General features: G+C 67.4%; 25 protein-coding genes. 9 read left to right on the top strand and 16 right to left on the bottom strand.

Annotation, left to right across the window (positions count from 1 at the left end):
• The first annotated feature begins 5 nt into the window (after positions 1-5).
• Positions 6-1,202 carry a hypothetical protein gene (locus GWI72_RS04730; RefSeq protein WP_161707984.1) on the top strand — a complete coding sequence of 399 codons (1,197 nt, stop codon included), beginning with the start codon at positions 6-8 and terminating at the stop codon, positions 1,200-1,202.
• 67 nt (positions 1,203-1,269) lie between these two features.
• On the opposite strand, the gene GWI72_RS04725 is transcribed toward GWI72_RS04730, so the two are convergent.
• Genes GWI72_RS04725 through GWI72_RS04690 form a run of 8 tightly spaced genes read right to left on the bottom strand, consistent with a single transcriptional unit; the run spans position 1,270 to position 9,446 of the window.
• Positions 1,270-2,049 carry an L-fucose dehydrogenase gene (locus GWI72_RS04725; RefSeq protein ID WP_161707983.1) on the bottom strand — a complete coding sequence of 260 codons (780 nt, stop codon included), beginning with the start codon at positions 2,047-2,049 and terminating at the stop codon, positions 1,270-1,272.
• Entirely contained in the window at positions 2,049-3,326 is a 1,278-nt protein-coding gene (locus GWI72_RS04720) for an L-fuconate dehydratase (protein ID WP_161707982.1), read from the bottom strand. Before GWI72_RS04720 ends, GWI72_RS04725 begins: the two co-directional genes overlap by 1 nt.
• Complete coding sequence (locus GWI72_RS04715; RefSeq protein ID WP_161675884.1) at positions 3,323-4,177, bottom strand: fumarylacetoacetate hydrolase family protein; 855 nt, start codon at positions 4,175-4,177, stop codon at positions 3,323-3,325. The genes GWI72_RS04720 and GWI72_RS04715 overlap by 4 nt, the downstream gene beginning before the upstream one ends.
• A gap of 57 nt (positions 4,178-4,234) precedes the next feature.
• A complete protein-coding gene (locus GWI72_RS04710; RefSeq protein ID WP_161675883.1) occupies positions 4,235-5,179 on the bottom strand; it encodes an ABC transporter substrate-binding protein in 945 nt (314 codons plus the stop codon).
• A gap of 54 nt (positions 5,180-5,233) precedes the next feature.
• A complete protein-coding gene (locus tag GWI72_RS04705; protein WP_161709097.1) occupies positions 5,234-6,247 on the bottom strand; it encodes an ABC transporter permease in 1,014 nt (337 codons plus the stop codon).
• Positions 6,248-6,249: 2 nt separating this feature from the next.
• Positions 6,250-7,782, bottom strand: coding sequence for a sugar ABC transporter ATP-binding protein (locus GWI72_RS04700; RefSeq protein ID WP_161675882.1), 1,533 nt, complete (start codon positions 7,780-7,782; stop codon positions 6,250-6,252).
• Positions 7,775-8,638 carry an amidohydrolase family protein gene (locus GWI72_RS04695; protein ID WP_179956017.1) on the bottom strand — a complete coding sequence of 288 codons (864 nt, stop codon included), beginning with the start codon at positions 8,636-8,638 and terminating at the stop codon, positions 7,775-7,777. Before GWI72_RS04695 ends, GWI72_RS04700 begins: the two co-directional genes overlap by 8 nt.
• 55 nt (positions 8,639-8,693) lie before the next feature.
• Positions 8,694-9,446: an SDR family oxidoreductase gene (locus GWI72_RS04690; RefSeq protein ID WP_161675881.1), complete on the bottom strand. Its 753-nt coding sequence runs from the start codon at positions 9,444-9,446 to the stop codon at positions 8,694-8,696.
• Between the two features lie 312 nt (positions 9,447-9,758).
• Between GWI72_RS04690 and GWI72_RS04685 the strand changes: the two genes are divergently transcribed.
• Positions 9,759-10,523 (top strand): IclR family transcriptional regulator, encoded by a 765-nt coding sequence (locus tag GWI72_RS04685; protein WP_161675880.1) that lies wholly within the window; start codon positions 9,759-9,761, stop codon positions 10,521-10,523.
• Between the two features lie 68 nt (positions 10,524-10,591).
• Here the strand turns inward: GWI72_RS04685 and GWI72_RS04680 are convergent, their stop codons facing one another.
• The 4 genes from GWI72_RS04680 to GWI72_RS04665 form a co-directional block, all read right to left on the bottom strand.
• Positions 10,592-11,029, bottom strand: a complete 438-nt coding sequence (locus GWI72_RS04680) for an RbsD/FucU family protein (protein ID WP_161675879.1) — start codon at positions 11,027-11,029, stop codon at positions 10,592-10,594.
• 100 nt (positions 11,030-11,129) lie between these two features.
• Positions 11,130-11,588: a MarR family winged helix-turn-helix transcriptional regulator gene (locus GWI72_RS04675; protein ID WP_161707981.1), complete on the bottom strand. Its 459-nt coding sequence runs from the start codon at positions 11,586-11,588 to the stop codon at positions 11,130-11,132.
• A gap of 68 nt (positions 11,589-11,656) precedes the next feature.
• Positions 11,657-12,808: a Gfo/Idh/MocA family protein gene (locus GWI72_RS04670; protein WP_348272639.1), complete on the bottom strand. Its 1,152-nt coding sequence runs from the start codon at positions 12,806-12,808 to the stop codon at positions 11,657-11,659.
• A 13-nt stretch (positions 12,809-12,821) separates the two neighbouring features.
• Positions 12,822-13,526, bottom strand: coding sequence for a GntR family transcriptional regulator (locus GWI72_RS04665; RefSeq protein ID WP_161675876.1), 705 nt, complete (start codon positions 13,524-13,526; stop codon positions 12,822-12,824).
• A 146-nt stretch (positions 13,527-13,672) separates the two neighbouring features.
• Here GWI72_RS04665 and GWI72_RS04660 point away from each other — a divergent pair, with 146 nt between their 5' ends.
• The 7 genes from GWI72_RS04660 (at position 13,673) to GWI72_RS04630 (ending at position 20,436) form a co-directional block, all read left to right on the top strand.
• Positions 13,673-14,830 (top strand): LLM class flavin-dependent oxidoreductase, encoded by a 1,158-nt coding sequence (locus tag GWI72_RS04660; protein WP_161675875.1) that lies wholly within the window; start codon positions 13,673-13,675, stop codon positions 14,828-14,830.
• Entirely contained in the window at positions 14,830-15,723 is an 894-nt protein-coding gene (locus tag GWI72_RS04655) for an aldo/keto reductase (protein ID WP_161707979.1), read from the top strand. Before GWI72_RS04660 ends, GWI72_RS04655 begins: the two co-directional genes overlap by 1 nt.
• Entirely contained in the window at positions 15,723-16,250 is a 528-nt protein-coding gene (locus GWI72_RS04650) for a flavin reductase family protein (RefSeq protein ID WP_161675873.1), read from the top strand. Before GWI72_RS04655 ends, GWI72_RS04650 begins: the two co-directional genes overlap by 1 nt.
• Positions 16,251-16,304: 54 nt before the next feature.
• A complete protein-coding gene (locus GWI72_RS04645) occupies positions 16,305-16,895 on the top strand; it encodes a TRAP transporter small permease (protein ID WP_161675872.1) in 591 nt (196 codons plus the stop codon).
• Positions 16,895-18,184, top strand: coding sequence for a TRAP transporter large permease (locus tag GWI72_RS04640; RefSeq protein WP_161675871.1), 1,290 nt, complete (start codon positions 16,895-16,897; stop codon positions 18,182-18,184). Before GWI72_RS04645 ends, GWI72_RS04640 begins: the two co-directional genes overlap by 1 nt.
• A 27-nt stretch (positions 18,185-18,211) precedes the next feature.
• Entirely contained in the window at positions 18,212-19,267 is a 1,056-nt protein-coding gene (locus GWI72_RS04635; protein ID WP_161707978.1) for a TRAP transporter substrate-binding protein, read from the top strand.
• Positions 19,268-19,347: 80 nt separating this feature from the next.
• Positions 19,348-20,436 carry a YeiH family protein gene (locus GWI72_RS04630; protein WP_161707977.1) on the top strand — a complete coding sequence of 363 codons (1,089 nt, stop codon included), beginning with the start codon at positions 19,348-19,350 and terminating at the stop codon, positions 20,434-20,436.
• Positions 20,437-20,491: 55 nt separating this feature from the next.
• Here GWI72_RS04630 and GWI72_RS04625 read toward each other — a convergent pair whose 3' ends face one another.
• From GWI72_RS04625 to GWI72_RS04610, 4 genes are all read right to left on the bottom strand, one after another.
• The gene (locus GWI72_RS04625) at positions 20,492-21,598 is read right to left on the bottom strand and encodes a M24 family metallopeptidase (protein WP_161707976.1); all 1,107 of its coding nucleotides are present in this window, start codon (positions 21,596-21,598) and stop codon (positions 20,492-20,494) included.
• Complete coding sequence (locus GWI72_RS04620; RefSeq protein ID WP_161675866.1) at positions 21,599-22,057, bottom strand: GAF domain-containing protein; 459 nt, start codon at positions 22,055-22,057, stop codon at positions 21,599-21,601.
• 104 nt (positions 22,058-22,161) lie between these two features.
• On the bottom strand, positions 22,162-23,766 hold the full coding sequence (locus tag GWI72_RS04615; RefSeq protein ID WP_161675865.1) for an ABC transporter substrate-binding protein: 1,605 nt from the start codon (positions 23,764-23,766) through the stop codon (positions 22,162-22,164).
• Between the two features lie 50 nt (positions 23,767-23,816).
• Positions 23,817-24,437 (bottom strand): helix-turn-helix domain-containing protein, encoded by a 621-nt coding sequence (locus GWI72_RS04610; RefSeq protein WP_161675864.1) that lies wholly within the window; start codon positions 24,435-24,437, stop codon positions 23,817-23,819.
• Between the last annotated feature and the right edge of the window lie 39 nt (positions 24,438-24,476).

Raw genomic sequence — 24,476 nt, 5'->3', positions numbered from 1 at the left:
CCCGCATGGACGTTTCCGTCTGGACCTATGCCTGGGACATGCTCGACCTCGGGGTCGAGCATGTGACGGGCGAACTCGCTGCGCTGGCCGGCGCCACGCATCTCAGTCTCGCCGCCGCCTATCATGCCGGCCGCTTCATCCAGCCGCGCTCGTCGCGCCGCAAGATCTTTTTCCCCGAGGACGGGACGGTCTACTACGCGCCCGACGCCGGGCTCTGGCAGGAGGCCGAGATCACGCCGCGCCAGGCGGCCGTCAGCCGGGACAGCGACCTGATGGCGCGGCTCGGCGCGGCCCAGTCCGGGGGCGGGCTCGGCCTGTCGGCCTGGACCGTCTGCCTGCACAACACACGGCTGGCAACGACCCATGCCGGCCATGCCATGGCCACCGCCTTCGGCGACCGCCTCGCCTTTGCCCTCTGCCCGTCCAGCCCGGCCGCCCGCGCCTATGTGCGCAAGCTCGTGCAGGAGATCTCCCACCGGTTCCGTCCGGCCCGGATCGAGCTGGAAACCCCCGGGTTCCTGGAGGTCGAACATGGCTTTCACCACGAGAAGGACGGCGTCGGTCTGACGGCTGACGAAGCCTTTCTCATGTCCGTCTGCTTCTGCCCGCATTGCCTCGAGCGGGCCCGCGCGGCCGGGGTGGACGGCGAAGCGGCACGACGCGCGGTGGTCGAGATCCTCTGCGACGCCTGCGAAAGGTCAACGCCCGTCAGCCGTTTTCCCGAGTTTCCCGAGACGGGGCTGGAGGCGTTCCGCGCCGTGCCGGCGCTCCACGACTACCTGCTCTGGCGCCGGGAACCGGTGATGAGCCTGATCGCCGACGCAAGGGATGCCGCCCACCCGGACACGGCCATCCTGCTGGTCGACGGACCGTCTGCCTGGCGCGGCGGCGTCGATCTCGACCGGGTCAGCTCGGTCTGCGACGGCATGATCCTGTGTCTCTATGGCCAGACGCCGGAGACGACGGCACGCGAGATCGCCGCGATGCGCCGGCGCCTCGGCGCCTCGGCGAGCCTGATCCTGGGCCTGTCCGCCTTCCAGTCGGCCGTCGCCTCGGCGGAACCCCTCTGCCGCGCCGCGATCGCCGGCGCGCAGGCCGGCGCCGACGGGCTCAACTACTACAACTACGGTCTCGTGACCCGTCCGCGCCTCGGCTGGATGGGAGAGGCAACCGCCGCCTTCCGGGCCGCCCGGACAGGCTGACGCGGCGACGAGGCCAGCCCGAATGCCCGGGCTGGCCCGTTCTGCCCTTGCAGGAACAAGGCTGTGATCAGCGGTCCAGCGCCCGGTCCAGATGGGTGTAGCCGCCATCGGGAAAGACCCACTGGCCGGTGATGTGGCTCGCACGGGCCGACAGCAGGAACACGATGGTGTCCGCGATCTCGCGCGCCGTTGTCATGCGGTGACCAAGCGGGATCCGCGCGGAGATGCGCTGCTCTTCCACCCCGGGGTCGGGAAAGGTCCGCAGCCAGGTCGCGTAGAGCGGCGTCATCACCTCGGCCGGAAGCACCGCATTCACCCGGACACCATGGCCGGCCAGCGCCGCCGCCCATTCGCGGGTCAGGCCGAGCTGGGCCGCCTTGGCCGCCACATAGGCCGACGTGCTGCCCTGCCCCGTCACGGCCGTCTTGGACGACACGTTGACCACTGCCCCCCGCGTGGCCTTCAGGTCTTCCACGGCAAGGTGCATCAGCGTGTAGTAATGCACCAGATTGCGGTCGAGCGAGGCGCGGAAGGCCTCGGGACCGGCCTCCAGCCCGACGCTGTCGTTGGCCCCGGCGTTGTTGACAAGACCGTCGATCCGGCCGAACCGGCTGCGCACGGTGGCGATGGCCGCGCGGCAGGCAGCGTCCGACGACAGGTCTGCCAGCAGGACGCAAGCCTGCGGCGACAGGATCTGCAGCCCTTGCAGGAAGGCCGGATCAGGCTCCCGGCGGGCGAGGATGACCGGAACGGCCCCCTCCTCGGCCAGCACCTCGCTGACGGCGGCCCCGATGCCGGACGCGCCGCCCGTGACGATGATGATCCTGCCGGTCAGTCCGAGGTCCATCAGTTGCCTCCGAAGCGGTGCGCCGCGATCGAGGACGGTTTCATTTCAATCGAAAAGCCCGGGCGCAGGGGCGGCATGTAGGCCGCATCCCGGATCACGCAGGGATCGAGGAAATGCTCGTGCAGGTGATCGACATACTCGATCACGCGCCCCTCGCGGGTGCCGGCAATGCAGAGATAGTCGATCATCGACAGGTGCTGGACATATTCGCAAAGGCCGACGCCGCCCGCATGCGGACAGACCTTCAGCCCGTGCCTGGCCGCCATCAGCATCACGGCAAGGATCTCGTTGACGCCGCCGAGCCGGCAGCTGTCGATCTGCACCACGTCGATGGCCCCGCGCATGATGAGCTGCTTGAAGATGATGCGGTTCTGGCACATCTCGCCGGTTGCCACCTGGATCGGGGCCACGGCCTCGCGGATCTTGCGATGGCCCTCGATGTCATCCGGACTGGTCGGTTCCTCGATGAACCAGGGCCTGGCAAAGGCGAGCTTGCCGACCCAGTCGATGGCCTGATCGACCTCCCAGACCTGGTTTGCGTCGATCATCAGGTTGATGTCCGGACCGACCGTTTCGCGCGCAATCGTCAGCCGGCGGATGTCATCCTGTAGATCACGGCCGACCTTCATCTTGATGTGGCGGAAGCCGGCATCGACGGCCTCGCGGCAGAGCCGGGCCAGTTTTTCGTCATCATAGCCGAGCCATCCGGCCGAGGTCGTGTAGCAGGGATAGCCCTCGCGTTCGAGGATCGCCCGCCGTCCGGCCTTGCCCTCCGCCTGCCGGGTCAGGAACTCCAGCGCCCATTCCGGGGTGATGCAGTCGGTCAGGTAGCGGAAGTCGATGCAGCGCACGAGCTCTTCCGGGCTCATGTCGGCAACGAGCGCCCAGACCGGCTTGCCCTCGATCTTGGCGTAAAGGTCCCAGACCGCATTGACGACGGCTCCGGTGGCCAGGTGAATGGCCCCCTTGTCGGGACCGATCCAGCGCAGCTGGCTGTCCGAGGTCATGTGGCGCCAGAACCGGCCCATGTCGGCGGCAACCCAGTCCATGTCGAGCCCGACCACCAGCGGCCGGAGCGCCTCGATGGCGGCGACGCAGATCTCGTTGCCGCGGCCGATGGTGAAGGTAAGCCCGTGCCCCTCGTGCGGCCCGTCCGTTTCGAGGACCACATAGGCGGCGGAATAGTCCGGGTCCGGATTCATCGCGTCCGACCCGTCGAGATGCAGGCTGGTCGGAAACCGCAGGTCTGCGGTCCTGAGCCCCGTGATCCTGGTCATGTGCGGACAACCTTCTGTGTCTGGATGCCGAGCCCGGCGATGCCGAGGCGAATGGTCTCGCCGCCCTTGAGATAGACGGGCGGCTTCTGGCCAAGCCCGACGCCCGGCGGTGTTCCGGTGGAAATGACGTCGCCCGGCTGCAGCGACATGAAGCGGCTGAGGTAGGACACGATCTCGGCAACGCCGAAGATCATGGTGGCGGTCGACCCGTCCTGGTAGCGCTTGCCGTCCACCTCCAGCCACATGGCCAGACTGGAAACATCGGCGATCTCGTCCGGCGTCACCAGCCAGGGTCCCGTGGGGCCGAACGTGTCGCAGCCCTTGCCCTTGTCCCAGGTGCCGCCGCGCTCGATCTGGTACTCGCGCTCGGACACATCGTTGATCACGCAATAGCCGGCAACATGCGACAGCGCGTCGGCCTCCTCGATGTACTTGCCGCCCTTGCCGATGACGACGCCGAGCTCGACCTCCCAGTCGGTCTTCTGCGACCCACGCGGGATCTCGATCGCGTCATCAGGACCGACGATCGCCGAGGTCCACTTGTTGAAGACGATCGGCTCCTCGGGGATGGCGGCCCCGGTTTCGGCTGCGTGATCGGCGTAGTTCAGCCCGATGCAGATGAACTTGCCGATCCGGCCGACGCAAGGCCCGAGCCGCAGGTCGACCTGCGGGGTGCCGGACACGAGAGGCAGGGCGCCGGGATCGAGCGCGGCGAGCCGGGCAAGGCTCTCGGGCAGGAGGACGGCACCGGCAATGTCGTCGACATGGGCCGACAGGTCCCGCACGCGGCCGTCGCCATCCAGCAGGCCCGGACGCTCCTGGCCAGCCGGGCCATAACGCAGCAGTTTCATGGGAAATCTCCGTGGCAGGACCGCGGGACCGGACGCGTGCCCGGCCCCGCGTCAGGATCAGTCGTAGAGGACGGCCGCGATCTCGGGGCTGTCGATGTTGGACTTGTCGTAGAAGTAGAACCCGGTGTCGATGGTCGGCACGACGGGCTCGCCCTTGGCGGCCATGACGGCGGCCTTCACGGTCTCGTAGCCGATGCCGACCGGGTTCTGGGTGATCGCACCCGCCATCAGGCCATCACGGATCGCCTGCTTCTGCGCAGCGCCGGAGTCGTAACCGATGATGACGACGGACTTGCCCATCTCCCGCACGCCATTGGCAACCCCCACAGCCGACCCCTCGTTGGCACCGAAGATGCCCTTGAGGTTCGGGTTGGCCTGCAGCAGGGCCTTGGTGATCTCGGTCGACTTGAGATGGTCACCGCCGCCATACTCGATGGCAACGATCTGGATCTTCGGCCGGTTCGCAGCCATCCATTCGACGAAGCCGTCGCGGCGGTCGATGCCGGTGCGGCTGGTCTGGTCGTGAACCACGAGGGCCACCTCGCCCTCGTCGCCGATCAGCGCGGCCATCCGCTCGGCGGCGAGCGCGGCCGCCGCCTTGTTGTCGGTCGCGGCGGTGGCAACGGGAATGTCGCTGTCGACGCCTGAATCGAAGGCGATCACCGGGATCTTGGCGGCCTCGGCCTGCTTCAGCAGCGGGATCGCGGCCTGGCTGTCGAGCGCGGCAAAGCCGATGGCCGCCGGCTTCTTGGCGAGCGCGGCAGAGAGCATGTCGATCTGGCGGTCGACCATGGTTTCGTTGTCCGGTCCCTCGAAGGTGACCTCGACGCCGAACTCGGCAGCGGCCTTGTCCGCCCCGGCCTTCACGGCCTGCCAGAACTGGTGCTGGAAGCCCTTGGACACCAGCGGGATGTACATCTTGTCCTGCGCCAGCGACAGGCCGGTGCTGGCCAGCAGCGCGGCGGCACCAAGCGTGCCGAGGATCATGCGACGGGTAATCATGCTTTCCTCCACTCTAGTCATGGGTTGACGGGCCCTTCGGCCTTCTTGTGTGTCTCAGCCGCGTTGGCGGCGAAGCTGGTCGGCATAGACGGCCAGGATGATGATCGCGCCCGTGATCACGGTCTGCCATTCCGGGGCGACCGACAGGATGCGCAGGCCGTTCGTCAGGACGGAAATGATCAGGGCGCCGATGAGGGTGCCGAGCACGGTCCCCCGCCCGCCCGCCAGCGACGTGCCCCCGATGACGACGGCAGCGATGGCGTCGAGTTCGTAGCCGAGCCCGAGGGCCGGCTGGGCCGAGTTGAGGCGGGAGGAGATCAGGATGCCGGCGATGCCGCAGATGGCTCCGGCGAGCGCATAGACGCCCATCTTCCACGCACTCGTGTTGACGCCGGAGAGCCGCACCGCCTCCTCGTTGGAGCCGAGCGCATAGGTGTAGCGCCCGAGCACGGTGCGCGAGAGCACGAAGGCCATGCCGCCGGCAACCAGAAACAGGACCAGCACGCCATTGGGCACCGGCAGGGCGGGAATGATCAGTCCGATCAGCGAGCCTTGCGAGATCTCGGTGTAGCCCGGCGTGTCGTTGAAGTAGATCGGCTTGGCACCGGTGATGATCAGCGACAGGCCCTTCAGCACCAGCATCATGCCGAGCGTCGCGATGAAGGGCGGGATCTTCATGCGCGCCACGAAGGTTCCCGAGGCCAGGCCGACAAGGGCACCCGCCCCGATGGCAGCCAGCAGCCCGAGCGGCAGCGGCAATCCGGCCCAGGTCAGCACCACGCCGGCGATGACGGCGCAGAAGGTCATCAGCGTGCCGATCGACAGGTCGATGCCCCCTGTCAGGATCACGGCTGTTGCGGCAACAGCCAGGACGCCGTTTACCGACGTCGCCTGCAGGATCGCCATGATGTTGCTGACCTGGAAGAAGTTCGGCGAGGCCAGGGAAAAGCCGATGACGAGGACGATCAGGCTGGCAAAGGCCAGCAGCTTCTGCTGCGCGCCGCCGCTGAGGCTTCCGGCAGTAAGAGAGACCGGCGCCGGACGGGCGCCGGAGGGGTCGGGGGTCATGGTCACGCGGGGTCCTCCTGACGCGTCGCCCGGCCCGGACCGCCCCGGTCCGTGGCCAGCTGCATGATCTGTTCCTGGGTGGTGCCGGCCCCGCCGGGCAGGAAGCCCGTCAGCCGGCCCTCGCACATCACGGCGATGCGGTGGGACACCCTGAGCACTTCGGGCAGTTCCGACGAGATGACGATGAGCGCCTTGCCCTGGGCGGCAAGTTCGGCAAGCAGGCGGTAGATTTCCGACTTGGCGCCGATGTCGATGCCGCGCGTCGGTTCGTCGAAGATGAGGATGTCGCAGTCACGCAGCAGCCACTTGGCAATGACGACCTTCTGCTGGTTGCCGCCGGACAGGAGCCTGACTTCCTGGTGCTCGGACGGTGTCCGGATGCCGAGCCGGGCGATGAAGTCCCGCGCGACGCGCCGCATTCCCTCCTCGTCGAGCCGCCCGCCACTGCGGGAAAACTTCGGCAGGCTTGCCAGCGCGACATTGTCGGTGACGTCCATCCCGAGCGCGAGGCCGAAGTGCTTGCGGTCCTCCGAGAGGTAGCCGATCCCGGCCTTCACCGCATCGGCGGGCGAGCGGATGTCGGCCTTGCGCCCCTTGACGCGGATCTCGCCCGCCTCGCGGGGGTCGGCGCCGAAGATGGCGCGGGCCACCTCGGTGCGCCCGGCTCCCATCAGTCCGGCAAAGCCGAGGATCTCGCCCTTGCGGAGGGAGAAGCTGACGTCCCGGATCTCGCGTCCGCGGCGCAGCCCCACCACCTCGAGGGCGGTTTCGGCCGCAGTCAGGTCGGGCACCCGGACGCCTTCCTCGGTGAGCGCCCGTCCGACCATCATCTCGATGATCCGCTGGATGGACGTTTCGCCGGCGGCGACGGTGCCGACATGTTCCCCGTCGCGCATGACCGTCACCCGGTCGGAAATGCGCTTGATCTCGTCCATCTTGTGACTGATGTAGACGATGCCGACGCCCTCCGCCTTCAGTTTCCCGATCATGGCGAAGAGATCCACGATCTCCCCGTCCGTCAGGGCGGCTGTCGGCTCGTCCATGATCAGGACCTTCGAGCGGGCCGACAGGGCCTTGGCGATCTCCACCATCTGCTGGCGGGCAATCGACAGCCCCTCGACCGGCCGGCGCGGGTCGATGTCGATGTTGAGCGCGTCAAACAGCGCCCGCGCCTCACGGGTCTGCCGGGCCTCGTCGATGCGGCCGAAGGACAGGCGCGGCTCGCGGCCGATGAAGATGTTCTGGGCGACCGTCAGATCCTTCATCAGGGCGAGTTCCTGATGGATGATGCCGATGCCGTGGTCCTGTGCGGCACGGGGCGACGGCAGCACGACCTCGCGGCCTTCGACCAGGATGCGGCCGCTGTCGGGGCGATAGACACCCGACAGGATCTTCATGAGCGTCGACTTGCCGGCGCCGTTTTCGCCCATCAGCGCATGAACCTCGCCGGCGCGCAGGTCGAAGCCGACGCCCTTCAGCGCATGCACGCCGGGAAAGCGCTTCTCGATCCGTTCCATGACGACAAGGTCACGCATCCTGCCCGGCCTCCAGTCCGTAGAAGCGCAGCGCCGTGCCACCCAGAATGGCCGCGCGATCCCGCGGTGACAGGTCGGCCAGCAGTGCCTCCGTCACCGCCTCCCAGACGTCATGCCCCGCCGCCAGCGTGACGACCGGCCAGTCGGACCCCCACATCAGCCGGGCCGGACCGAACCAGTCGAGAAGCCGGTCGAGGACAGGGCGAAGGGCCTCGATCGCCCGTGCCGGCGAGGCGAGACGGGTCGGGTCCAGCTCGGTCAGGAGCCCGGAGAGCTTGCAGTGGCTGCGGCTGTCGCGGGCAAGGCCCCGCATGCGGTCGAGCCAGGCGTTGCCAAGGCCCTCCGACAGGTCCGGCTTGGCGGCATGGTCGATGACGACCGGCAGGTCCGGATAGCGGGCGACAAAGCGCGAGAGTGCCGGCAGATGCTGCGTGCGCACCAGGGCGTCAAGGCCAAGGCCGAGGCTCTGGAGCGCCCGGATGGCGTCGGGAGCCGGCGCGGTGTCGATCCAGTCGGGGTCGGCGAGATCCTGCAGCATCGGGCGCACGCCGCGGAAGCGCGGATTGCGGGCGAGCGCAGCCAGACGGCCGGCCGCCTCCGGCTCGCCAAGATCGACCCAGCCGACGACACCGGCAATCTGGGGGGCCGTCTGCGCCAGACCGAGCAGGAAATGGGTCTCGGCCTCGCTGGGCGCGGCCTGGACCACAATGACCCGCCGCATCCCGTTGAGGACGGCAAGATCCGGCGGCAGGAATTCGCGCCGAAGGGGGTCAAGCTGCGGCCCGCCGCTGTCCAGCCAGCCGTAGTCGCCCCGCGCGGGCTGCCAGAAATGGCAATGTGCGTCTATCCGTTCCATCAGCGGCCTCCCGTCCGCGTGATGCGATGCCTTTCGAGCTGCGGCCGGCCGCAGGTCAGATCGTCACGCCGCCATCGACCGACACCGCCTGGCCAGTGACGAAGCGGCTTTCATCGCTGAGCAGGTAGACGATCAGCGGCGTGATGTCGTCGACCGTGGCGAGACGCCCCATGGGCTGACGGGCAATGAAGTCCTTCTCCGCCTGCACCGGATCGGCGGCGGCAGCGATGCGCCCGCGCAGCGACGGCGTGTCGACCGTGCCCGGGCACAGCGCGTTGCAGCGAAGGCCCTGCTTCACGAAGTCGGCAGCGACCGCCTTGGTGAGGCCGATGACGGCTGCTTTGGTGGCGCCATAGGCCGTGCGGTTGATGAAGCCCTTGATGGAGGAGGCCATCGACGACATGTTGAGGATCGAGGCCGTGCCGGTGATCTCGGCCCGCTTCAGCATGCCCGGCAGGAACGCCCGGGTCATGCGCACCATCGAGGTGACATTGACATCGAGGGCCTGCTGCCACTGGTCATCGGTGAGGTCCAGGATCGTGCCGTGGGGCACGATGCCGGCACAGTTGAACAGCCCGTCGATCTCGCCGACGTCGGCGGCCATCGCACCGATTGCCGCAGCATCCGTGACATCCAGCTGGCGGATGTCAACGCCCTCAAGCCCGGCCAGCAGCCCGGCATCGCGGTCGGTGGCGATCACCCGGGCCCCTTCCGCAGCAAGGGCGATGGCTGCAGCCCGCCCCATGCCCTGCCCCGCCGCCGTCACAAGCACCGTCCGTCCGGCCAGACGTCTCCCGCTCGTCTGCATGTCGTTCCTCCCGCGAGCGCTTCGGGGGATCCGGTCCGGTCCGCCCCGCGCCTTGTTCCGCAGCGGATCGGGCGGTTGCGCCCTGCCGTTGCGTTCTGTTCATATACGAATACACTATTCACAAGTGAACTGATATGCAAGTCTCAGTCGGAAGAATTTGACAAGGCACCCGAGGTGGCGCAAAGCGCCCGCGAGAGCATCCCGCCAGCCGGATCGCCCCGGCGCGATCCGGGGCGGGCAGATGTCCGGGCAAGACAGGTGTCCGGGCAAGACAGGTGTCAGGGCAGGACAGGTGTCCGGGGGAGGACAGGCATGAGCGAGATGGATGCAAACGGCGACCGGTACCGCGCCCCGGCGCTGGACAAGGGCCTCGACATTCTGGAGCTTTTGTCGGAACAGCCGAGCGGACTGACGCGGGCCGAAATCGTCAAGGCCATGGGACGCAGTCCCTCCGAGATCTACCGCATGCTGGAGCGGCTCGTGGCGCGGGACTATGTGGTCCGTTCGTCGGGCGGCGACCGCTACTTCCTGTCGATGAAGCTGTTTGTGCTGGCCAACCGGCACCCGCCGCTGCGCCGTCTGGTCGCGCAGGCAACGCCGAAGCTCGATGTCTTTGCCCGCGACAGCCGCCAGTCTTGCCATCTGGTCGTGCCCGAGCGGGCGGCCGCAGTCGTGGTGGCCCAGGCCAGCCCGATGGACAGCTGGGAGTTCCGCGTCCGCGTCGGCGCCCGGCTGGACCTGCTCGACACGGGATCTGGCCACGCCTTGCTTGCCTTCCAGAGCCCCGAGCGTCGGGCAGAAACCCTGGGCGCCCTGAGCGGCCCCGGCGACCTGCAGCGGCTGGAGGCACTCGCCGGCGAACTCGACCGGGTGCGCAGCCAGGGGTATCGCATGGGCGAAAGCGGACAGCTGATCGGCGTCCTCGACATTTCGGTGCCGGTGCTGGACCCGAACGGCGATGCGATTGCCGTCCTGACCTGCCCCTATCTCGGCCGGCCGGCGGGAGAGGCCTGCGACAGCGTCGAGGAAGCCCTGCAGAGGCTCCGGGGCGTGGCGCGGGAGTTGTCCTTGTCCTGACGCCCGCGCCAGGTCATTGCGGTCCGGCCGGCGACCGGGTCTCAGGGGCCCCGATGCGCAAGCCGGTCTCAGCCGAAGATGACGCCCTTGCGGATCACGAAGTTGCCGTAGGGCCTGAGCTCCGTCGTCTGCAGGATCGCGTAGGCGTCCCTCGCCCGCTCGTAGAAGGCATAGCGCTCCAGCGAGCCCATGGCCGCCCGTTCTGCGGCAAACAGGGGCCGGGCCTCCGCCACGACCTCCGGGATCGCGGCGGGATCGCCGACGACCTGCATCGTCTGCACCGGATCATCGGCGCCGAAGGTGTCGATGGGCAACAGGCTCAGGACCGCCTCAACCGCCCGCACGGCCGAACAGTCCATCCGCAGCGCGCTGCCATGCACCGTGTGCCTCGCAGTCGAATCGGAGGGAAAGTTGGCATCGACGATGACGATCTCGTCGCCATGGCCCATCGCGGCCAGAACCATCAGCAACTCCGCGCTGATCAGCGGATCGATTCCCTTGAGCATGTCAGGCCTCCCCGTCGCCCCTCTTGAAGCGATGGCCGAGCCTACTGCCCGCGGAGCGGGCGGAAAAGGTCGCAGGGACGCCGAACCGTTCCGGCCTGTCTCAGAAATCGGCAAGGGCGCGGCTCTCGCCCTCCATCAGCGCATCGATTGCCTGCATCAGCCCGGCCTGCTGCTCCGCCGTCAGCTTGTCGGTGAAATGGCGCGTCACGCCGTCGATCGGAGCCCTGAGATCGACGACAAGCTGTCGTCCGGCCTCGCTCAGACCGATCTCGACGCCCCGCGCGTCGCCGCTGACGACGGGACGCCGCTGGACGTAGCCGCGCTGCTCCAGCGTCCTGAGCAGCCGCGACATGGTCGGCCGGGTGACACCGACATAGTCGGCGAGTTCGGACGGCGCGTGCAGCCCCTCCTCTCCGACCCCGGTCAGGACACACCACATCAGCCGTGTCAGCCCGTGCGGGGCCAGCACGGCCTCGATGCGGACCTGGATCACCCGCGACAGCCGGGACACACGGTAGCCCAACCGCGAATGCAACCGGTACGGACTGCGCGTGTCCATCGGATCCTGTCTCCCCGGGGCAGCCGGCGGAATCAGCCTGCTGCCGTACCCGGGAAATGCTGCAATGCTCAGCGCGCGGCGGCAAGCGCCCGCACCGGCGTCTCCCCATGTGCGACAGGTGCATAAGGCTCGGCGCTGATGTCGACCGCGCGGCCGCTGCGGGCCGAGTCCTGCGCCGCAAGCCCCATGGCGACCGCCCACCAGCCATCGGACAGCGCCACCTCGACGTGTCCCGTGCCGAGCACGGCCTTCTGGAAGCGCTGATGCTGGTAGAAGGTCGAGCCATTGTGATCACCCGCCTCCAGCAGCTGCGGGTCGACGGGGATCTCGACCATGCGCGGTCCCTTGGGGTCGCGCGGGGAGACAATCACCTGCGCCACCGGCGGCTCACCCAGATGCGCCGGCCAGAACCGGCCCGGCCCCGGCACCAGGCATTCGATCTTGCCCGTCGGCCCGACCGCCGAGATCTCTTCCTGGTAGCGCGACCCTTCCGCAAACATGCAGAGTTCGAGCATCGCGCGGGCGCCGGAGGCAAAGTCGACGATCACATAGGCGTTGTCCCAGATGTCCGACCGCTCGCCACCGTAGACTTCGTCCAGATGATTGACCGTCTGGCCACCGGAGGCCATCACGCGGACCGGATCCGACTTCAGGATGTGCCGCATCAGGTCGAAGAAGTGGCAGCACTTCTCGACCAGCGTGCCGCCAGTGTTGCGGTTGAACCGGTTCCAGTCACCGACCTTCTCAAGGAAGGGAAAGCGGTGTTCGCGGATCGACAGCATCTTGATGCCGCCAGTTGCGGCCTCGGCCTCCTCGATCAGGCGTGCCACCGGCGGCATGTAGCGATACTCCATGGCCACCCAGATCGGGGCGGGATAGGCCGCGCGCAGGGCTGCAAGCCGCGGCGCATCTTCCGGCGCCGTAAACAGCGGCTTCTCCACCAGCACCGGCAGCGGCCGCATCGAGGCGATCGCCTCGAGCTGGGCGAGGTGCAGATAGTTGGGGCTGGCGATGAGAAGGCAATTCACCTCGGCCACGTCCAGCAGGTCCGCAATCGAATCGACCATCTTCGCGCCAGGCACGGCCGCGGCGGCCAACGCGCGCATGCCGGCGTCCGGCTCGTAGATCGCCGCAACGCCCGTGTCCGGCAGGAGCGCGATGTTGCGCAGGTGCTCCTGCCCCATCATGCCGCAGCCGATGATACCGTAAGTCAGCTTCACCTGAAGAGTTCCCCTATTTGAGACGGGCCACGTAGCGGGCCACATTGTGATCGAACCAGGTGCGGGAAACCTCTGCCCGCGTGCCGTCCTGGGCCTGGCTGATGCGAAGGATGTGCGGCGCCGGCGCCCCGACGGGCAGGCCGAACTGCGCCGGAGCGAAGTCAGGCACGATGTCGAGCCCGACCTGGTCCTCGGCCCGGGTGATCCAGAGGCTCAGCCGGGTGCGGTAATAGAGGTAGAGGGACTCAGACAGCTCCTCCGGCTGGATGCTCGCCACATAGGACCCGTCCAGCCAGATCTCCTCCACGGCCGCCACCTGGCCGGACAGGCGCCGGAGCCGGCGGATGCGATGCCCGTCCGCAGCCTTGCCGAAGGCCGGCAGATAGTCGGGCTTCGGCAGGCGGGCCACGGACAGGACCTCCGCCGTGGGCAGGCCGCCGCCGGCAATCAGTTCCAGACGGAACATCGCATAGAGGCTCTTGGGATCACTGATCGCCTTGATGTAGTTGCCGGATCCCTGGATGCGCTCGAGCAGTCCGCGGGCCTGAAGCTCGGCCAGGGCCTTGCGCAGGGTGCCCACAGCGATGCCCATGTCCTGGGCCATGTCACGCTCGGGCGGCAGGCGTTCGCCGTCGATCAGGCGACCGGCAGCGATATCGCGGACAAGCAGTTCAGCAATCTGGAGATAGATCGGCAGGCTGCCCTTCGGCTGGTTCATCGTATTGATTTTTCGTCTTTTTTCGTTTCCGAACGCGATGCCTGTGCGACATCGGCGCGCGGACGCCCAAAAATTGATACACTATTGATTTACATCAAGGCGGGTGTTACGCAAGAAGAAAGTTCGATGCCCAGGGGGGGAGTTCGATGACCGTCGTTCCAGTCACATCCGCCGATCTGGACGCCAGCGAGGTGTCCTGGTTTGCCGCGCTGTGCTCCGATGACTACGCCTTTCTCGGTGTCCCGGACGGGCGGCTGCGCTCGAGCTGGGAGCATTGCTCCTCGATCGTGCGCAAGGCGGAAGACCTCGGTTTCCGGAACATCCTCTGCCCCTCGTCCTATCAGGTCGGCCAGGACACGCTGAGCTTCGTCGCCGGCTGCGCACCGATCACCGACCGCATCAACATGCTGGCGGCCATCCGCTGCGGCGAGATGCAGCCGATCATGCTCGCCCGCACGGTTGCCACGCTGGACCACATGCTGAAGGGCCGGCTGACCCTCAACGTGATCAGTTCCGACTTCCCCGGCGAGGTCGCCGACAGCGCCTACCGCTACCGCCGCAGCCACGAGGTGGTGGAGATCCTGCGTCAGGCCTGGACGCGCGACACCATCGACCATGACGGCGAGGTCTACCAGTTCCGGGGCGTGACCACGGAGCCTGCCCGCCCCTACCAGCAGAACGGCGGCCCCCTGCTCTATTTCGGCGGCTATTCGCCCGATGCGCTGGAGCTGTGCGGCGCCCAGTGCGACGTCTACCTGATGTGGCCGGAAACCCGGGACCAGCTCGCCGCCCGCATGAAGGCCGTGCACGAGCGCGCCGCCGCCCATGGCCGGACGCTCGACTACGGCCTCAGGGTGCACATGATCGTCCGCGACACGGAAGCCGAGGCGCGCGAGTATGCCGAGCACCTCGTCTCGAAGCTGGATGACGAATACGGCAAGCTGATCCGCGAGCGGGCGCATGACTCCATCTCGCTCGGCGTCGCCCACCAGGCCCGGGCCCGCGAGCTGGCCGACCAGTTCGGCTATGTGGAGCCGAACCTGTGGACCGGCATCGGCCGGGCCCGCTCGGGCTGCGGCGCAGCGCTGGTCGGCTCCACCGACCAGATCCTGACGCGGATCGAGGAGTACCGGAAGATGGGCATCCGGGCCTTCATCTTCTCCGGCTACCCGCATCTCGACGAAGCCGACCATTTCGGGACCAAGGTCCTGCCTCACCTGAAGACCTGCTCGCTGCCGCATGCCTATGGCCGCGTGCCGAGCGAAACCCCGGCGACCCCGCTGGGCGTTGGAGACCGCCACTGATGGACCGCTTTTCGCTGACCCCCGACCTGAGCTTCAGCCGCATCGTCTACGGCATGTGGCGGCTCGGCGACGACACCGACACCTCGCCGGCCCACGTCCAGGCCAAGGTGGAGGCCTGCCTTGCGCAGGGCATCACCACGATGGACCAGGCCGACATCTACGGCGGCTACACGGCAGAAGCCCTTCTCGGGGCGGCGCTCAAGTCCGCCCCCAGCCTGCGGGCGCGCATCGAGCTGGTCACCAAATGCGACATCATCGCGCCCGTCGGGCGACATGCCGGCGCAAGGGTGAAGCACTACGACACCAGTGCCGCCCACATCACGGCAGCCGTCGAGACCTCGCTGCGCGAGATGGCGACCGACCGCATCGACCTGTTGCTGATCCACCGCCCCGATCCGCTGATGGATGCGGAGGAGACCGGCCGCGCGCTCGACGCTCTGGTGGCCTCGGGCAAGGTCCTGAGCGTCGGCGTGTCGAACTTCCGGCCCTGGGATGTCTCGCTGCTGCAGTCGGCCATGCACACGCGCCTTGCCACCAACCAGATCGAGATCAGCCTCACCGAACCGGCCCCCTTCACCAATGGCGATCTGGCCTTCCTGCAGGAGCGCAAGGTGCCGGTGATGGCCTGGTCGCCGCTCGGCGGCGGCAGCCTGTTTTCCGGCAGCAATCCGCCGCTGCTGGCCGCGCTCGAGCGGATCGCGGCCGACTACGAGGTCGATGTCACCGCCGTTGCGGTCGCCTGGCTGCTGCGCCATCCGGCCAGGATCATCCCGGTCATGGGCACCAATCGCCTCGACCGGATCGCCCGTTTCCATGAGGCGATGAAGGTCGTCATGGATCGCCAGACCTGGTTTGAACTCTACACGCTGGCAATCGGGAAGGAGGTGCCGTGATGATGGCAGCCAATGACAGACACGCCCAGGGCGAGACCGTCTTCAGCCCGGATGCCAGCAACGCCCGTGCCTTCCGCTCGGCCCTCGGCAGCTTCACGACGGGCGTCACGGTCGTGACGGCGATGGGACCGGATGGCCCGCTCGGCATGACGGTCAACAGCTTCACCTCCGTGTCCCTCGACCCGCCGCTGGTGTTGTGGTCGCCGGCCAAGAGCTCGTCGAAGCACGACGCCTTCGCCGCGACCGACCACTACGCGATCCATGTTCTGGGGGCGGATCAGGACGGGCTCAGCGCCTGCTTCACCCGCGGCGGCACGGCCTTCGCAGGGCTGGAATGGCAGCTCAATGCCGAAGGCAGCCCGATCATTCCCGGCACGCTCGCCCGCTTCGAGTGCCGGCGCTTTGCCCTGCATGACGCAGGCGACCATTCGCTGATCATCGGCCGCGTGCTGCGCGTCGCGCACCGCGAGGGTGATCCGCTCTGCTTCTCGCGCGGCATGTACGGGCATTTCGCGCGCAAGGCCTGAGGGGCCGGACTGGCGCGGGCCCGGGAGGAGACCGGCCCGCTGGGGAGGAAAGACATGGCAATCCTGCTTGCGTTGACGCGCCTGATCGGCGTCGTCAACGGCGCGGTCCTGAAGGTCGGCCTCTGGGTCGGCTCGCTGGCGATCGCGCTGATGCTGGCCAGCATTCTGGTCCAGGTCTTCTGCCGCTACGTGCTGGGCGACGCGCTGGCCTGGAGCGAGGAGGCCGCCCGTTTCCTCATGCTGTGGATGATGGCCGCCCTCGTTCCGACCGCCTTCCGACAGGGCGGTTTCGTTGCCATCGAAATGATCTCCGACCTGCTGCCACGACCCGTCGCCGCCGTGCTGAACCTCATGTTCCTCTGCCTGTCCGCGCTGATCCTGTGGACCGCGATGCGCATCGGCTGGGCGGAAGTGACGGGCATCGGCGGGCGCTTTGCCCTGCCCTCGCTGCAGGTGCCCGTGTCGCTGACGCTTGATCGCTGGGCCAGCGTGCCGCGCGGCTGGATGACCGCCTCGCTCGCCACGGCCGTGACGCTGATGTTCGTCGTCAACATCGAGCTGCTGCTGCGGGCCATCGCCCGCGTCGCCGGTGCAGGCAAGCAGCTTCCGCCCCTGCGCACCAGTTCGAGCCTTGGAGCGGAATGATGCTGAGCCTGTTTCTGCCCCTGTTCATCCTGTTCCTGCTGTTCGGCCTGCCGATCGTCTTTGCGCTGGTCGCAGCGCCCGGCCTGATCCTGTGGTGGAACGGCCAGGAGCGCGACATCGTGCTCCTTTACCGCAACGTCTATGCGGGCATGGACAGCTTCCCGCTGATGGCAATCCCCTTCTTCATGCTGACCGGCGAACTGATGAACCGGGCCGGCATCACGCTCAGGATCGTGCGCTTTGCCCAGTCGCTCGTCGGTCACATGCGCGGCGGCCTGGCCCAGGTGAACGTGGTGGATTCGATGATGTTCGCCGGCATTTCCGGCTCGGCCGTCGCCGACGTCTCCGCCCTCGGGTCCATGCTGATCCCGGCCATGGAGAAGGAGGGCTACACGCGCCGCTTTGCCGCCGCCATCACGGCCGCCTCCGCCATCATCGGGCCCATCATTCCGCCGTCGGGCATCATGATCATCTACGCCTACGTGATGGGGGAGAGCGTCGCAGCCCTGTTCCTGGCCGGCATTGCCCCCGGTATCCTGATCGGCGTCAGCCTGATGATCATGATCCGGCTGATGGCCGACCACTACGACCTGCCGCAGGCCACGCCCCGGGCGAGCTGGCGGGAGCGTGGCCGCGCCGCGCTGGGCGCCGTCTGGCCGCTGCTCACGCCGGTGATCATCATGGCCGGCATCCTCGGCGGTGTGTTCACGCCGACCGAGGCAGCCGCGATTGCCGCCGGCTATGCCCTGTTCCTCGGCCTGTTCGTGCTGCGCACGCTGAAGGCGGCCGACCTGCCCGGCATCATGATGCGGGCGGCCATGACCTCCGGCGTGGTGCTGCTGCTGATCGGTGCGGCCATGGCCTTCAAGACCGTGGCAGCCCTGGCCCACACGCCGGAGCTGCTCGCCGGGCTGTTCCTGAGCCTCAGCGAGAACCCGCTGGTGCTGCTGTTCCTCGTCAACATCCTGCTGTTCCTGGTCGGGATGTTCCTGGATGCCGGGCCCGCCATCATCGTGCTCGGACCGATCCTCGGCCCGATCTTCACCCAGCTCGGCGTCGACCCCGTGCACTTTGCCATCATCATGGTGGTGAACCTGACCGTGGGCCTGCTGACACCGCCGATGGGCCTGGTGCTGTTCGTGACCTCGTCAGTGTCCGGACTGCGGGTCGAGACCATCGCCCGGGCGGTTGCCCCGTTCCTGGCAGCCGAGATCATCGTGATCTTCCTGATCACCTATTTCCCCGCCATTAGCCTGACAATCCCGCGCCTTGCCGGATTTGTCGACTGACTTCAGACGAAAGGGAGGACTGAAGGAATGTTGAAGACCATGCTGAAGACCCTGCTTCTGGCCAGCACGCTGACCGTTGCGGGCCTCGCCCATGCGGCAGACATCACGCTGCGCGCGACGGCCAATTCCAACGAGAACGACGAGGACTACGACGGGCTCGTCGTGTTCAAGAACTACGTTGAGAACGCCTCCAACGGCGCGATCGCCGTCGAGCTTTTCATCGGCACGCAGCTGTGCGCCACCGGCGAGGAATGCCTGCAGGGCGTGGCTGACGGGTCGATCGACATCTACATCTCCACCTCGGGCGGCGCGGCCGGCCTCTTCCCCTACATCCAGGTGCTCGACCTGCCCTACCTGATGAGCGACGACCGGGTGGCCGAGACCGTCCTGACCGGCAGCTTCACCCGCGAGCTGCGCGCCAAGGCACTCGCCGACAGCGACAACAAGATCCGCCTGATGACCATCGGCAACACCGGCGGCTGGCGCAACTATGCCAACACCCAGAGGACCGTGAAGTCGCCCGACGACCTCAAGGGCCTGAAGATGCGCACTGTCCCGGCACCGCTGCCGCAGCAGGTCGCGACCGCCGTCGGTGCCGCCCCGACGCCGATTCCGTGGCCGGAACTCTTCACCTCGCTGCAGACCGGCGTGGTCGAAGGCACGGCCAACGGCATCACCGACATCATGTCGATGAAGTTCCCCGACGCCGGCCTCAAGTACCTGACCCTCGACGGCCACAGCTACATGGGCGCCTTCTGGTGGATGTCGAACGACCGCTTCCAGAGCCTCACTCCGGCCCAGAAGCAGATCGTGGTCGATGGCTTTGCCGCCCTGCAGCAGGCCACCTTCGCCTCGCCGAAGCGCAAGGAAATCGCCGCCTACCAGAACTTCGTGAAGGCCGGTGGCGAGGTCTACGTGCCGACCGCCGAGGAAAAGGCTGCCTTCAAGGCCGCCGTTGCGCCGGTCTTCGACTGGTTCAAGGGCAATGTGAAGGACGGCGCCGAGATCTTCGACAAGTTCCAGGCCGCCGTCGCCGACGCCGAAGCCAAGGTTGCAGCTGAACGTACCGCCGATCTGAACTAAAAGGCTCTCGGAGGTGGCGCCCCGCGCCGCCTCCCCCTTCCCCCGCTCGTCAAGAGCGCAGTCTTGACCGAAAGTCCGCGATGACCGCGCCCGATCCGGCCAATGGCGAGGCTCCCTTGCCGCCTGCCGTCTCTCCCGCCCCGAACGATCCGATCACCTCGGCTGCCTTCTGGCGCCTCCGCTTTCCGGGTCTGTCCATCTCCGTCCTGATCGCGCTCGCCTCCGCCTTCCTCTCGGAGCATTACGGCGCGCCGGCCATGCTTCTGGCCATCCTGATCGGGCTTGCCCTGCACTTTCTGGCCGAGGACCCACGCATGGGTCCAGGGCTGGAGTTTGCCGCCAAGGCGCTGTTGCGTGCGGGCATCGCGTTGCTTGGTCTCAGGATCAGCCTGACCATGTTTGCCGACCTCGGCCTGCCGATGCTGGGCGTCCTCCTCGCTGCCGTGGTCCTGACCATCGGCTTCGGTGTCCTCGCCGCACGGCTGACCGGCCATTCCACGCCGTTCGGCGTGCTCACCGGGGGAGCTGTCGCGATCTGCGGCGCCTCGGCAGCCATGGCCATCGCCGCCGTGCTGCCGCGGCGCAACGCCCGGGAGGCCGAGCGCGACATGGTCTTTGCCGTGTTCGGTGTGACCATGCTCTCGACCCTTGCCATGATCGGCTATCCGATCCTTGCGGGCGCGCTCGGGCTCGGGCCGGTCCTCACGGGCGTCTTCCTCGGCGCAACCATCCATGACGTGGCCCAGGTGGTCGGTGCCGGTTTCTCGGTCTCGCAGGAAACCGGCGACACCGCAGTCCTCGTCAAGCTGATCCGGGTCACCCTGCTGGCACCGGTCGTGCTGGTCATCGCCCTCGCCTACCGGCGCTCCGCCCCCGTCGACGGATCGCTTCGCCCGCCGCTGCTGCCAGGCTTCGTTGTCGTGTTCCTGGCGCTGGTGCTGGTCAACTCGGCCGTGACCATCCCCCCCGTCATTACCGAGGCGGCCAACGCCATGTCCCGCTGGGCGCTGCTGGCTGCCATTGCCGCCGTCGGCGTGAAGACCTCCCTGCCGAATGTCCTCACCGTCGGCCGCAAGGCGATCGCGCTGCTGGTCGCCGAGACAGTGTTTCTCGCGGTCCTGATCCTGATCGCGCTGGAACTGCTGCCGCTGGCTCGCCTGGACCCTTAAAAAAATGGCCCGGTTTGCACCGGGCCATTTTGGTGTCGGTACTCTTCTTGATCGATCACACCACGGCGAGATCCCGGCTCAGTCCAGACAGGATCTCGCAGCCGGTGGCGGTCACCACGGCGACTTCCTCGAGGCGGATGCCGAAGCGGCCCGGCAGGTAGATGCCCGGCTCGATGGTAAAGACCATGCCCTCCTCCAGCACCAGATCATTGGCGCTGGTGATGTAGGGCTGCTCGTGCACCTCGGTGCCGAGGCCATGGCCCGTGCGGTGGGTGAAATAGGCGCCATAGCCGGCATCGCTGATCACCTGGCGGGCGGCAAGATCGACGCTGCGCGCCTGCACGCCCGGACGGGCTGCGGCCATGGCAGCGCGCACGGCGGCATCGACCACCCAGTGCACATCCCGGTAGCCGGCCGGCGGCTCGCCGAAGCTCGCCATGCGCGTGATGTCGGAATTGTAGCCGTCCTTGAGACCGCCGATGTCGACCAGCACCACGTCGCCCCGCGTCAGCCGGGTTGCGCCGGTGTGATGATGCGGATAGGCGCTGTTGGGTCCGAAGGCGAGGATGGCGAAGGTGGGCTTTGCCCCTTCCGCGGCAAAGGCTTCCTGCACCACACGGGCGAGATCGGTCTCGCTCATTCCTTCGGCCAGCGCCGCGCGCACCGCCACCTGGGCGAGATCGGCAATGCGGGCGTTGTCGCGCAGGCGCGCGATCTCGTCCGCGCTCTTGATCATGCGCAGCGCCCCGACGGTGTCAGAGGCAAAGCTGCGGGCGCAGCCGGCAAGCGCATCGGTCAGCATGAGCGCGTGGTCGGCGCGCATGGTCTCGTCAAGGGCAAAGCGCCGCGCCCTGGGGGCTGCGAAGGTCAGCGCATCGGCGAACGCCTTGGCCGGACCGGTCTCGTCCTTCCACTCGAAGAACGGCAGGTCGGTGTGCTGGCGGCTGTCGTCGGCATTGAGGGCCGGCATGAGGAAGCAGGCCTCGTCCTGGCCAATCAGGCAGAGCGAGGCGCGCTCGTCCGCCGCCGGGGCGAAGCCCAGCAGCCAGCGCAGATGGGCCCCCGGCGCCAGCGCGACGAGATCCGTGTTGGTTGCCGCCATGCGGCTGCGCAGGCGCGCCAGGCGCTCGGCAACCTCGGGCTTGACTGCATCATGCGCCATTCAGGCCTCCATCGGCACGCGGGCCATGGCCTCCAGAAGCGTCGCGCGATGCTCGGCGACAAGTGCCTCCAGCTTGGCCACCCGCTCGGGGGTGAAATGACCCTCAACGTCCAGGATGTTGACGGTGCCGACGACCTTCTCGCCGTCAGAGACCGGAATGTTCATGGCCGAGTGACAGCCAAGCTGGTTGATGAGGGCGTGATCGAAGAAATAGATCGCGAAGTCCGGCGTCGTGTTGGCGACGAAGCTCTTGCCCTGGTCGATGACGATGTCGGTCCAGCCATCGGACCGCATGGGCTTGGTGCCGGACGTCGGGTAGTCGGCCGGGTGGGACGTGTAGGCGCGGCGGCTGAGGCCGGCCTTGCGGTCCAGAACGGTGACGGTGAACAGGCGGGCGCCCACGGCGGTGCGGGCAGCCTCGTGCAAGGCTGCAAAAACGGTATCGGGGGACGTGATCATGGTCAGTGTCCGGGGCATGGGGGGCATTGGGGGGGCGTGGGGGGCGGGAAAGGACCGGAGGGCGGCAGGGCCGCCCTCCGGGTGGTCTCGTCATGGGGCTGTGCTTAGTTCTTGGAGACGAGACGATAGAAAACGAAGTCGGAGGTCGCGCCGTTGACGTAGCCCTGGACCTTCTCGGCCATGGCGACCTGCTTGACCGCCTGGAACATGATGACGAACGGGGCTTCGGCCTGCATGGCCTGCTGCAGCTCGACATACATGAGGAGACGCTGTTCCGGCGACTTCTCGGTCAGCGCGGCCATGGTCTTCTCGTTGATCTCCTTCGGCGGCATCCAGGCGTTGCGCCAGGTCGTCGTGGAGGCGTACTTGTCGTCCGCATTGTTGGCGTTGTAGGCGAAGGCCTTGGCGTTGGAATGCGGATCCATGAAGTCCGGACCCCAGTAGAGCAGCATGCCCTGGTGGGTGCGGGCGCGGTACTTGGTGATCACCTGGGCGCCGGTGCCCGGGATGATCTCGAAGTTGATGCCGGCCGGCGCGAAGGACGCCTGCAGCGCCTGCGCGATGTCGGTGAACGGGCTCGAGTTGATCACGTCGAGCTGGATCGTCAGCGGCAGCTGGACGCCACCGTCAGCCAGGATCTTCTTTGCCTTTTCAAGGTCGTACTTGAACGGCTTCTCGGTCAGAGCGCCCGGGAACCCTTCCGGCCAGAACGCCTGGTGGACCTTCATCTGGCCCTTCAGGAAGGTGCTTGCCATGCCGTCATAGTCGACGAGATAGCGTGCGGCTTCCCACAGCGCCTTGTTGGTCAGGGCTTCGGTCTTCTGGTTGAACGAGAACCAGTGGACGGCCGCCTGCGGATAGGTCTCGATCTTGACGCCCTGCTTCTCGGCCAGGCCCGAGACCTGGTCCGGGGTCAGGTTCTTGGCCATGTCGACGTCGCCGGACTCCAGCAGCAGACGCTGGGTTGCGGCTTCGGCGACGTGGCGGATGACGACCTGCTTCATGGCCGGCGCGCCGTCCCAGTAATCCGGGTTGGCTTCCAGCGACAGCATCTCGGACGGCTTGTAGGCGCGCAGCTTGAACGGACCGGTGCCGGCCGAGTTCTTGTTCAGCCAGGCATTGCCGAGGTCCCCGTTTTCCTGGTTCGCCATGACCGTCTCCATGTCGACGACGGAGGCGACGCGGGCGGCAAGGACGTTCAGGACGAAGAGCGGCGAGAAGTCGCCGGCATAGCGCACCGTGACCTTGTTGCCGTCCACGGTGACCATCTGCTCGATGTTATCCGGGGTCCAGCCAAGGTTGGCCAGGATGAAGGCCGGAGCCTTGTTGAGGACGAGCACGCGCTTCCAGGAGCCGACCACATCGGCACCGCGCAGCGGGTTGCCGGAGTGGAACTTCACGCCCTCGCGCAGGGTGAAGACGATGGTCTTGTTGTCGGCGTCGATGGTCCAGTCGGTGGCCAGACCCGGGGTCAGCTGCGTCGTGTCGGCCGCATCGTAATGGACGAGCTGGTTGTAGACGTTGACGACATATTCGCCCGAGGAGAACTCGTAGGCGGTCGCCGGGTCGATGGTGACAATGTCATCGATGTTCTGGGCCACGACCAGCGCGGTGGCCGGCGTTGCGGACTGGGCCGGCAGCGCGGTCAGCGTGGTCAGGGCCGTCAGCGACAACAGACCGGCGGCGAGCGCGGTTCTGAAAAGCTTCATTGTCCTCTCCTGAAAGAAAGTCGGTTGATCTTGGCCGCAGGCTTGCCCCGCTACGGCTGTTCGGGGGTTCGGCCAATGAGGCGGGGCGTGTTGCCCGTCCAGAGCAGACGGACGGGACGGTCCCCGACATTGGCAAAGGAGTGGGGCGTATCGCCCATGAAGTGGAAACTGTCGCCGGCGTTGAGCGTGAAGATGGATTCCCCGAGCGTCTGGCGCAGGGTGCCCTCGAGCACGACGATGAGCTCCTCGCCCGTGTGCGCCGTCAGTTCCGACGAATAGCCGACGGGAATGTGCACGATGACGGAAGACAGCGTCCCCCCTGGCAGCACCGTGTTCAGCCGCTCGTAGGAGAGCGACCCGTCCCCGAGGGAAAACAGCTCCCGCTCGCCGGCCCGGGTGACGCTGTCGGCCGGCTTCGGCGTGGCCACGAACCAGTCGATCTCGACCCCGAGCGCATCCGCAATGGCCGCCAGGGTGCCAAGCGACGGCGTCGCCTTGCCCCGCTCGACCTGGGACAGGAAGCCGACCGAAATGCCGGCCTGGTCCGCCAGCTGCTGCAGGGTCAGATCCCCCTTGCGGCGCAGCTCCCGGATGCGGCCGCCAAAATGCGGCGTCGCCGCCAGCGGCACGGCGGCCTGCGTCTCCTCGGCGTCTTTCAGGGCTTTGCTCATCCGCGGCCTCCAAAATTTCTTTGACGGTAGTAAAAAAAT

The organism is Pannonibacter sp. XCT-53 (genome assembly GCF_009915765.1).
GTDB lineage: Bacteria > Pseudomonadota > Alphaproteobacteria > Rhizobiales > Stappiaceae > Pannonibacter > Pannonibacter tanglangensis.
This window is presented reverse-complemented; position numbering and strand designations above follow the sequence as displayed.

What these genes read in the sequence shown, in the direction of transcription:
- GWI72_RS04725 (WP_161707983.1), bottom strand. Translation starts at nt 2,049, where the DNA reads ATGGACCTCGGACTGACCGGCAGGATCATCATCGTCACGGGCGGCGCG.
- GWI72_RS04620 (WP_161675866.1), bottom strand. Translation starts at nt 22,057, where the DNA reads ATGATCACGTCCCCCGATACCGTTTTTGCAGCCTTGCACGAGGCTGCC.
- GWI72_RS04645 (WP_161675872.1), top strand. Translation starts at nt 16,305, where the DNA reads ATGGCAATCCTGCTTGCGTTGACGCGCCTGATCGGCGTCGTCAACGGC.
- GWI72_RS04685 (WP_161675880.1), top strand. Translation starts at nt 9,759, where the DNA reads ATGAGCGAGATGGATGCAAACGGCGACCGGTACCGCGCCCCGGCGCTG.
- GWI72_RS04705 (WP_161709097.1), bottom strand. Translation starts at nt 6,247, where the DNA reads ATGACCCCCGACCCCTCCGGCGCCCGTCCGGCGCCGGTCTCTCTTACT.
- GWI72_RS04695 (WP_179956017.1), bottom strand. Translation starts at nt 8,638, where the DNA reads ATGGAACGGATAGACGCACATTGCCATTTCTGGCAGCCCGCGCGGGGC.
- GWI72_RS04720 (WP_161707982.1), bottom strand. Translation starts at nt 3,326, where the DNA reads ATGACCAGGATCACGGGGCTCAGGACCGCAGACCTGCGGTTTCCGACC.
- GWI72_RS04675 (WP_161707981.1), bottom strand. Translation starts at nt 11,588, where the DNA reads ATGGACACGCGCAGTCCGTACCGGTTGCATTCGCGGTTGGGCTACCGT.
- GWI72_RS04680 (WP_161675879.1), bottom strand. Translation starts at nt 11,029, where the DNA reads ATGCTCAAGGGAATCGATCCGCTGATCAGCGCGGAGTTGCTGATGGTT.
- GWI72_RS04660 (WP_161675875.1), top strand. Translation starts at nt 13,673, where the DNA reads ATGACCGTCGTTCCAGTCACATCCGCCGATCTGGACGCCAGCGAGGTG.
- GWI72_RS04690 (WP_161675881.1), bottom strand. Translation starts at nt 9,446, where the DNA reads ATGCAGACGAGCGGGAGACGTCTGGCCGGACGGACGGTGCTTGTGACG.
- GWI72_RS04610 (WP_161675864.1), bottom strand. Translation starts at nt 24,437, where the DNA reads ATGAGCAAAGCCCTGAAAGACGCCGAGGAGACGCAGGCCGCCGTGCCG.
- GWI72_RS04655 (WP_161707979.1), top strand. Translation starts at nt 14,830, where the DNA reads ATGGACCGCTTTTCGCTGACCCCCGACCTGAGCTTCAGCCGCATCGTC.
- GWI72_RS04615 (WP_161675865.1), bottom strand. Translation starts at nt 23,766, where the DNA reads ATGAAGCTTTTCAGAACCGCGCTCGCCGCCGGTCTGTTGTCGCTGACG.
- GWI72_RS04635 (WP_161707978.1), top strand. Translation starts at nt 18,212, where the DNA reads ATGTTGAAGACCATGCTGAAGACCCTGCTTCTGGCCAGCACGCTGACC.
- GWI72_RS04625 (WP_161707976.1), bottom strand. Translation starts at nt 21,598, where the DNA reads ATGGCGCATGATGCAGTCAAGCCCGAGGTTGCCGAGCGCCTGGCGCGC.
- GWI72_RS04630 (WP_161707977.1), top strand. Translation starts at nt 19,348, where the DNA reads ATGACCGCGCCCGATCCGGCCAATGGCGAGGCTCCCTTGCCGCCTGCC.
- GWI72_RS04640 (WP_161675871.1), top strand. Translation starts at nt 16,895, where the DNA reads ATGCTGAGCCTGTTTCTGCCCCTGTTCATCCTGTTCCTGCTGTTCGGC.
- GWI72_RS04730 (WP_161707984.1), top strand. Translation starts at nt 6, where the DNA reads ATGGACGTTTCCGTCTGGACCTATGCCTGGGACATGCTCGACCTCGGG.
- GWI72_RS04715 (WP_161675884.1), bottom strand. Translation starts at nt 4,177, where the DNA reads ATGAAACTGCTGCGTTATGGCCCGGCTGGCCAGGAGCGTCCGGGCCTG.
- GWI72_RS04700 (WP_161675882.1), bottom strand. Translation starts at nt 7,782, where the DNA reads ATGCGTGACCTTGTCGTCATGGAACGGATCGAGAAGCGCTTTCCCGGC.
- GWI72_RS04665 (WP_161675876.1), bottom strand. Translation starts at nt 13,526, where the DNA reads ATGAACCAGCCGAAGGGCAGCCTGCCGATCTATCTCCAGATTGCTGAA.
- GWI72_RS04650 (WP_161675873.1), top strand. Translation starts at nt 15,723, where the DNA reads ATGATGGCAGCCAATGACAGACACGCCCAGGGCGAGACCGTCTTCAGC.
- GWI72_RS04710 (WP_161675883.1), bottom strand. Translation starts at nt 5,179, where the DNA reads ATGATTACCCGTCGCATGATCCTCGGCACGCTTGGTGCCGCCGCGCTG.